Below are 4,856 nucleotides of genomic sequence, written 5' to 3'. Positions count from 1 at the left end.
TCTCGCCAGGCGCCCCTGCTGGAGACCACGCAGGAGATGCTGGACCTGTCGTTCGGCACCGGCTTCTACCCCACCTTCTGGCTGATGAAGGCCGCCCACGCCCACCTGGCCGAGCGTGGGGGTTCGGTGATCAACTTCGCCTCCGGAGCCGGGATCAACGGCCACCCCACTCAGGGTTCGTACGCCGCCGCCAAAGAGGCGATCCGGGGCATCAGCCGAGTCGCGGCCAACGAGTGGGCCCTGGACGGCATCAACGTCAACATCATCTCGCCGCTCGCGCTGACCGAGGGCGTGGAGAACTACATCGAGGCCAACCCCGGCATCGAGAAGCGGTTGCTCGCCGGCACCCCGATGCGCCGGTTCGGCGACCCGGAGTCCGACATCGGCCGCGTGGCGGTGTTCCTGGCCTCGGAGGACGCCTCCTACATGACCGGGCAGACGCTCATGGTGGACGGCGGCAGCGTCATGCTCCGGTAGCCCGCAACCGGGGAACGAGGACCTCCCGGATCGTCTCGGGATTGCGCTCCACCACCACCCACCGGCGCCCCAGCGCGTGGGCCGCCACCGCGGTGGTCCCGGATCCGGCGAACAGGTCCACCACGAGGTCGTCCGGTCCGGTCGCCAGTTCCACGATCCGCCGCATCAGCGCCTCCGGCTTGGGGGTACGGAACCCGTCGACCCCCGCGTTCCGCAACTCCGCCCGGGCCGTGTCGGTCGACCCCACCTCCTGGGCCAGCCAGATGGACTTCAGCTTCTTGATCCGGCCCGCCTCGTGCCGGTCGCGCTGGTACACGTCGACCCGCGGACCCGACCTGCCCCGGACCGTCCGGCAGACCAGCTCGTCCACCCTCTCGGTGGCCCGGGCCCGGGACCACCGCCACACCGCGGGGGTGAGGTCGCCGAACACCGGCAGGATCTCGGACAGGCCGGGCGCGGGATCCACCGAGACGGCGCCGCTGCCCGGGTCCCCGTAGAGCGGGTAGGTCATGGTCGGCGTGGTGCGCGGGTTGAACCGCTTGTTGGTGTTGCGCAGCGGCAGCAGCCGGAAGTTGATCCCGTCCTCCCCCACGTGCGGGAAGTCTGCGGGGTCCACCGCGGACGCGACGCCACCGGCCAGGCGCACCCTGCCGGGGTCACGCGCGTAGACCATGAGCCGGTCGTGGGACCCGGCGAAGAACCTGTCGAGCTGGCGCCCCTTGGGGTTGCTCTCCACGGTGAGATCGGCGATGAAGGCATCCGTTCCAAAGACCTCGTCGAGCACGCACCGGACCCGGTGGGCCTCGGCATCGTCCAGGTGGACCCAGACGGTCCCCGTGTCCGCGAGGAGGTCGCGCGCCACCACCAGCCGCGCCTCGATGTAGCTCAGCCACGTCAGACGCGGCATGTTGTCGTGGTACCCGTCGAAGCGGCCGCCCCGGTTGAAGGGCGGGTCGAGGTAGACCAACTGCGCGGCCCCGGTCGGCCCCAGACCGACCTCCTCGAGGGCGGCCGAGGCCTCCGCGATCCGGGCCCCGTCCCCGTCGAGCACCGCTCCGGACGCCCGCCCGTCCGCGTCGCGGACCACCTCGACCAGCCTCGGCGCGGGCCCCTGCTCCCCCGGGACCTCCGGCTCGCCCCTCCCGGGCCAGGAGACCGAGAACCCCGGCGACGTCATCGCGGGTCGAGCGTCAGCGAGTCGGTGCGCCGGAACGCCGTGCCGTAGCGGGCGTCCAGCCGGAGCCACGCGCCGCGTTCGCTCACCCGGACCGGCTCGCCCTCCGGTGCCCGTCCCGCCCTGGCCGGCACGAAGCCGCACATCACCAGCGAGAACACGGTCCGCATGTCCACGCCCACCGGGTTCGGGCTCTCCGCGCGGACGGTGAGCGCCACCTGGTCGAGCAACGACGGTGGCAACCCGGCCGGACCCGCGTTCTCCCGGGCGGCGTCGCGGCCGGATTCGGTGAGGTCGAGCAGGACCTGCGCCGGGACGTCCTCCACGGGCTGGAACCCGTCGGCCGGCGGGAGCAGTCCCTGCCAGGACGAGGTGAGGGGCATCCCCGGGTCGAGTCGCCCCTCAGCGTCGCCGCGGGGAAGCAGGTCGAGTTCTGTGAGCAGATGGTCGGCACCGCACACCACGTCGCCTCCGGGGCAGTACCCACCCAGCCCGCGGACCACCAGCGCGCCGAACGGCGTCCGCGCCCACACCCGCATCCGGCCGACGTCGCCGCCGGTCAGCCGAACGACCGTCGCCTCGTCCAGCCGCACCAGGCGCCGCAGGAGAGTGCGCAGGTCGTCGCGGTCCGCGGGCTCGGGCACCGCGAGCATCTCCCCGCCGGCCCCGGGCAGGGTCACGTCGGATCCTCGTGGCGGTACCCCAGCAGGTGGTCGCGTTCGGCCCGGGTGAACCGCCGAGGGCGCTGGGTCGCGAGATCGAACGCGGCGATCGTCGCCGTGCAGTCGACGGCGGGGGGCGCCGAGTCCGGGGTGGTGCGCCCGCGGACCTCGTGGCGCGCCACGAACATGGCCCCACCGACCTTCTCGCACCACATGCGGATCCGGATCGGCCCGTCGGCGTACTTGATCTGGCCGCGGTACCTCACCGCGAGGTCGGTCATGACCGCGCCGGCGGCGAGGGTGAGCGTGGGTGTGCCCTCCTCGAAGAGCCACGGGATCCGGGCCTCCTCGATGAGGGTGATCATCCGCGCGTGATTGACGTGGTGGTAGAGATCCTGGTCGGACCAGCGGACCGGGATCGCGGCCGTGAACACGCGTCGCCCCGGCTCGCCCGACACCCCGAGCGGGCCACCGGTCTCCAGCACCAACCGTCCGGTCACCCGGTTGACCCGTGGTCGGTGATCGCCGTGCGGTGGTGGGCGGCGTCCAGCACGTTCCGCACCCCCAACGGGATCTCGACCGCCGTGGAGGTGGATGCGTCGTACGCCACCATCACCACGCGCAGCGCGGCACAGACCTCGCCCGCCGCGTCGAAGATGGTCTGCCGGATCTGATACGAGGTGGTCCCCACGTGCTCGACCTCGATCTCCACGTCCACGGACGTCGAGTCGCGGAGCACGGGACGGAGGTGGTCGATCTCCACGCGCCTCACGACCTGCGGGAGGTTGCCGAGGCCGAACGGGCCGAACCGGCTGCGGATGAAGAGGATCCGCGCCTCCTGCGCGTACTCGATGTACTTGACGTTGTTGACGTGCCCGTACTGGTCGAAGTCCGCCCACCGCACCTGCAGGGTGCAGCGGAAGGTGCCGCGGTCCACCGCGCCGCCTCGTGAACTCATACCGCCTCCTCCCGGTCACCGAGCAGCGCGGCGCGCTCCTCGGGGGTGATCTCCAGGGTCGTGATCTCGTCGTCAGCGGTCACCACCAACACGGTGTCGACCACCGCGCACGGCCCGGGGCCCGTCGGCTCGGAGCCGATCGAGGTGCGCATGGTAAACGAGGTTCGGCCCACCTTGAGCACCTCGACGTCCACCCACACCTCGGCCACCCCCATCCCGATGGTGCGACGGAAGTCGATCTCCATCCACCGCGCCAGCGCGATCGGCACCCGGGAGCCCGGCACGCCGAACCTCTCGCGGAACCAGATCAGGCGGGCGTCCTGCGAGAACTCCTGGAACCGCACGTTGTTGACGTGCATGCCCACGAAGTCGGAGATGCGCAACGGGATCCGGACCCGGTGCACGACCCCCGCCGGGGTGTCGTCCGCGGTCCGGGTGTCGGCGCTCCGGCCGGTCGGTGTGGCCATCTGCGGTCAGTCCCTGGTGAGCTTGCGGTGGGTGACCCGGTGCGGGCGGGCGGCGTCGGGGCCGAGCCGCTCGACCTTGTTCTGCTCGTAGCCCTCGAAGTTGCCCTCGTACCAGTACCACTGGCCCTCGGTGACGTTGCCCTCCCACGCGAGGATGTGGGTGCAGGTCCGGTCGAGGAACCAGCGGTCGTGGGAGATCACCACCGCACAACCGGGGAACTCCTCGAGGGCGTTCTCCAGGCTGCCGAGCGTCTCGGTGTCGAGGTCGTTCGTCGGCTCGTCCAGCAGGATCAGGTTGCCGCCCACCTTGAGGGTCAGCGCCAGGTTGAGGCGGTTGCGCTCACCACCGGACAGCACGCCGGCCTTCTTCTGCTGGTCCGGACCCTTGAACCCGAAGGCGCTGACGTAGGCGCGCGAGGGCATCTCGTTCTGGCCGACCTCGATGAAGTCGTTGCCCTCGGAGACCACCTCCCACACCGACTTCTCCGGATCGATGTTCGCGCGGGTCTGGTCCACATAGCTGAGCTTGACCGTCTCGCCGACCTTCACCGACCCGGCGTCCGGCTCCTCGAGTCCCACGATGGTCTTGAACAGCGTGGTCTTGCCGACGCCGTTGGGACCGATCACGCCGACGATGCCGTTGCGCGGCAGCGTGAAGGACAGGTCCTTGATGAGGACCCTCCCGTCGAAGCCCTTCTCGAGCGCGTCCACCTCCACCACCACGTTGCCCAGTCGGGGCGGGGTGGGGATCTGGATCTCCTCGAAGTCGAGCTTCCTGTGCTTCTCCGCCTCGGCCGCCATCTCCTCGTACTTGGCCAGGCGGGCCTTGGACTTGGTCTGCCGGGCCTTGGCGCCGGAGCGCACCCACTCGAGCTCCGCCCGCAGGCGCTTCTGCAGCTTCTGGTCCTTCTTGCCCTGGACCTCCAGCCGCTCGGCCTTCTTCTCCAGGTAGGTGGAGTAGTTGCCCTCGTAGGGGTGGAGCTTGCCGCGGTCCACCTCGCAGATCCACTGGGCCACGTGGTCGAGGAAGTACCGATCGTGGGTCACGGCCAGGACGGCCCCCGGGTACGCGGCCAGGTGCTGCTCGAGCCACAGCACCGACTCGGCGTCGAGGTGGT

The 4,856-nt window shown here is 70.8% G+C and carries 7 protein-coding genes; 1 reads left to right on the top strand and 6 read right to left on the bottom strand.

The annotated features are described in order from the left end of the window. The coding region (locus B4M60_RS02810) for an SDR family NAD(P)-dependent oxidoreductase (RefSeq protein ID WP_291080083.1) at nucleotides 1-477 on the top strand (477 nt) is incomplete at its 5' end. Here B4M60_RS02810 and B4M60_RS02805 read toward each other — a convergent pair. From B4M60_RS02805 to ettA, 6 genes are all read right to left on the bottom strand, one after another. Beyond that, nucleotides 464-1,654 (bottom strand): site-specific DNA-methyltransferase, encoded by a 1,191-nt coding sequence (locus B4M60_RS02805; RefSeq protein WP_291080081.1) that lies wholly within the window; start codon nucleotides 1,652-1,654, stop codon nucleotides 464-466. The two genes, B4M60_RS02810 and B4M60_RS02805, sit on opposite strands and share 14 nt — an antisense overlap. After that, complete coding sequence (locus B4M60_RS02800; RefSeq protein WP_291080079.1) at nucleotides 1,651-2,331, bottom strand: hypothetical protein; 681 nt, start codon at nucleotides 2,329-2,331, stop codon at nucleotides 1,651-1,653. The genes B4M60_RS02805 and B4M60_RS02800 overlap by 4 nt, the downstream gene beginning before the upstream one ends. Further along, nucleotides 2,328-2,813, bottom strand: a complete 486-nt coding sequence (locus tag B4M60_RS02795; protein WP_291080077.1) for an acyl-CoA thioesterase — start codon at nucleotides 2,811-2,813, stop codon at nucleotides 2,328-2,330. Before B4M60_RS02795 ends, B4M60_RS02800 begins: the two co-directional genes overlap by 4 nt. Continuing rightward, on the bottom strand, nucleotides 2,810-3,271 hold the full coding sequence (locus B4M60_RS02790; protein WP_291080075.1) for an acyl-CoA thioesterase: 462 nt from the start codon (nucleotides 3,269-3,271) through the stop codon (nucleotides 2,810-2,812). Before B4M60_RS02790 ends, B4M60_RS02795 begins: the two co-directional genes overlap by 4 nt. Next, nucleotides 3,268-3,738 carry an acyl-CoA thioesterase gene (locus tag B4M60_RS02785; RefSeq protein ID WP_291080073.1) on the bottom strand — a complete coding sequence of 157 codons (471 nt, stop codon included), beginning with the start codon at nucleotides 3,736-3,738 and terminating at the stop codon, nucleotides 3,268-3,270. Before B4M60_RS02785 ends, B4M60_RS02790 begins: the two co-directional genes overlap by 4 nt. A gap of 6 nt (nucleotides 3,739-3,744) precedes the next feature. After that, nucleotides 3,745-4,856: energy-dependent translational throttle protein EttA (ettA, locus tag B4M60_RS02780; RefSeq protein ID WP_291080071.1), on the bottom strand; the 1,112-nt coding region annotated here is incomplete at its 5' end.

It is taken from the genome of Dietzia sp. UBA5065, assembly GCA_002415925.1.
In the GTDB taxonomy this organism is placed as follows: Bacteria; Actinomycetota; Actinomycetes; order Mycobacteriales; family Mycobacteriaceae; genus Dietzia.
Note: the sequence above shows the minus strand (reverse complement) of the source record. Positions and strands in the feature narration are given on the sequence as shown.

Excerpts from the sequence above, each read along its gene's own strand:
- B4M60_RS02805 (WP_291080081.1), bottom strand. The coding sequence starts at position 1,654 with ATGACGTCGCCGGGGTTCTCGGTCTCCTGGCCCGGGAGGGGCGAGCCG.
- B4M60_RS02790 (WP_291080075.1), bottom strand. The coding sequence starts at position 3,271 with ATGAGTTCACGAGGCGGCGCGGTGGACCGCGGCACCTTCCGCTGCACC.
- B4M60_RS02785 (WP_291080073.1), bottom strand. The coding sequence starts at position 3,738 with ATGGCCACACCGACCGGCCGGAGCGCCGACACCCGGACCGCGGACGAC.